General features: G+C 57.7%; 2 protein-coding genes and 1 pseudogene. 2 read left to right on the top strand and 1 reads right to left on the bottom strand.

All coding sequences use genetic code 11. The annotated features are described in order from the left end of the window. Positions 1-471: two-partner secretion domain-containing protein (locus AWB67_RS36555; protein ID WP_235025573.1), on the bottom strand; the 471-nt coding region annotated here is incomplete at its 3' end. Positions 472-986: 515 nt separating this feature from the next. Here AWB67_RS36555 and AWB67_RS36550 point away from each other — a divergent pair. Together AWB67_RS36550 and AWB67_RS36545 are read left to right on the top strand one after the other, a co-directional pair. Then, positions 987-1,520 (top strand): annotated as a pseudogene (locus AWB67_RS36550) (IS5 family transposase); the annotation flags it as partial. 518 nt (positions 1,521-2,038) lie between these two features. Beyond that, on the top strand, positions 2,039-2,227 hold the full coding sequence (locus AWB67_RS36545; RefSeq protein WP_087660704.1) for a hypothetical protein: 189 nt from the start codon (positions 2,039-2,041) through the stop codon (positions 2,225-2,227). The last annotated feature ends 42 nt before the right edge of the window (positions 2,228-2,269 follow it).

Here is a 2,269-nt window from a genome sequence, read left to right as displayed (position 1 = left end):
GCGCGAGATCAGGAATACGTCGCCGCCGCTTGAACTGATCCTGCCGAGATTGATGATGCTGGCCTCGCTCGTACTGCTCAAGGCAAATGCACCCCCGTTCATGAACGCGTCATTGGTCACATCGAGTGTCGAGGCGACGAAGCGGCCACCGGTCGTGACGACACCGCTCGTGCCTATGAGTACGCCCTGCGGATTAATCAGGTAGATACTACCCGTGCCACTCAGCCTGCCATCGATGACGGAGCGATCGATACCGGTCACACGGTTGAGCGTTGCACCGGCGCCGTTATTCACTGTCACACTATTGGCAATCCCGATCGAAAAGCCGCGCCAGTCGATGACCGCGCGCGGCGTGCTTTGAGTGATGTTGAGCGCTGAGCCGTTCGACGAGATCGAACCCATGCCAGCAACGAACTGTCCTCCGCTGGGGAGCGGGCCGGCCGCGAGCACACATGCGCCATGTGTGAGCATCCCGCATAACAAGGCGGACCAGTATCTGTGGCGAGCCTGACGAATGCCCAAGGTGAGAGGCGCTTGCTTTTGCATAGCTAAACTACGAGGCACAAAGTAGTGCATGACTCCTCCCGCAACAACCTAAAAACACTAACCAGCGTCAGTATCCAGCGAAGGTCTAATGTAAGGATAGACCTATTCGACCAACTTCGACGGCGTGGCCGAAGATCGACGCTGCTGCAATGAATCACCGGCAGGGGCAAGCGCCAACACGGCGACCGGCGCGTTCCTTTCGATCCCCGAAGCTTGTGTGCCTTGTCTTTACTCCGTTGCTGGTCTCCGCTCCTCAACTGGCCCAGCCGAAACGGACGGCCTGGACGAATACGGCATGGTGGCGGAACGGCTGTGCACGAGTTCAATGCCAAGTGGCTACGAGGCGGCTCGCCCGCCGGCGACGCGTTGGTAGGGAGCGGAGAAATTCAGGCAACGCTGAAAAAGGTCAACGCAGTTGGGCAGTAATTCGTTGAATCTGGATGAAACAACAGACCCTTGCTATGGCAGCCGATCAAGGCGCCGGATTCGAACAGGATCGTCGGCAAACCAAGCGCGACGTGTTCCTTCAGACCATGAACGAGATCGTGCCGTGGTCGCATCTGTGCGAGGTTGTCGAGCCGCACTATCCCAAGGGAGAAGGCGGACGACCGCCAATTGGTTTAGAGCGCATGCTGCGCATGCACTTCGTGCAGCACTGGTTCAACCTGGCGGACGAAGCTTGCGAAGAAGCTCTGCTGGACAGCACAGCGCTGAGGCGGTTCGTTGGGATCGACCTTGGATGCGAGCGGGTTCCTGATGGCACGACGCTGTTGAAGTTCCGCAGACTGCTGGAGCGCAACAAACTCGGTCAGCAGTTGTTTGCCAAGGTAGGTGAGATACTGCAAGGTCGCGGCCTGAAGATCGGCACCGGCACCATCGTGGATGCCACCATCATCGGTGCGCCGAGTTCCACGAAGAACGCGAGCGGTGAGCGCGATCCCGAGATGAGTTCGACCAAGAAAGGCAATCAATGGTGTGTGTCACGAACCTGAGCGCAAGCTTGGGATGCTGTACCGAAGATGGAAGAAGGTCTTCCGAAGTCGGCTTGCAGGAGCAGACTTCAAACCGCCCGGTGCTGCTGCGTTCAAAAGGCGTGGTGGTGAGCGACTGTGGAAAAGTCACCCGCTGAGGGTGGCAGGTACGTATTGAGAAGATGAGCGAAAGCAAACCGTTCGATGACGCATCGTTATGCCCAAGGCGCTGTCGAAACTGAGGTAGACCATTGGCCTCAGGACAAATCGGGACGATACCTGCTTACGGGCCCGATGGCAGCCGGTGTATAGGCGGCATGATCTCAATACAGGCTTTGGTACGGAACGTGAGAACCTTGTTCCAGATGCGAAGGGAAATGACAAATGGCAGAAACCATGAGGAAGAATACCGATGCTGGACCAAGGGGCGGAGTCACCCGTAGTAGCGTGGAAGCGCCTGTAATGGGAGCGGAGCGAAGGGGTGACGTTATCCTGCCGGCAAACGTTGTCAACCTACGGGGATGAGCAACGTGATCGCGGCGAAACCTTATAGCATTGCGAAGCGCACAGTATGGGAGGCATACCAGCAGGTCAAGGCCAACCGTGGGGCTGCAGGCATCGACGATGAAACTATCGCCGAGTTCGAGCAGAACCTGTCGAAGAATCTGTACAAGCTGTGGCTCGCATGGCGCAACACTCGGCGCGTGTAGCGGGCAAACCAGAGTTCGATCTGATTGACCCAGCTTGCGTGC

The sequence above is a fragment of the Caballeronia terrestris genome, assembly GCF_001544515.1.
Taxonomy (GTDB): Bacteria; Pseudomonadota; Gammaproteobacteria; order Burkholderiales; family Burkholderiaceae; genus Caballeronia; species Caballeronia terrestris.
This window is presented reverse-complemented; position numbering and strand designations above follow the sequence as displayed.

What these genes read in the sequence shown, in the direction of transcription:
- AWB67_RS36545 (WP_087660704.1), top strand. Translation starts at nt 2,039, where the DNA reads ATGAGCAACGTGATCGCGGCGAAACCTTATAGCATTGCGAAGCGCACA.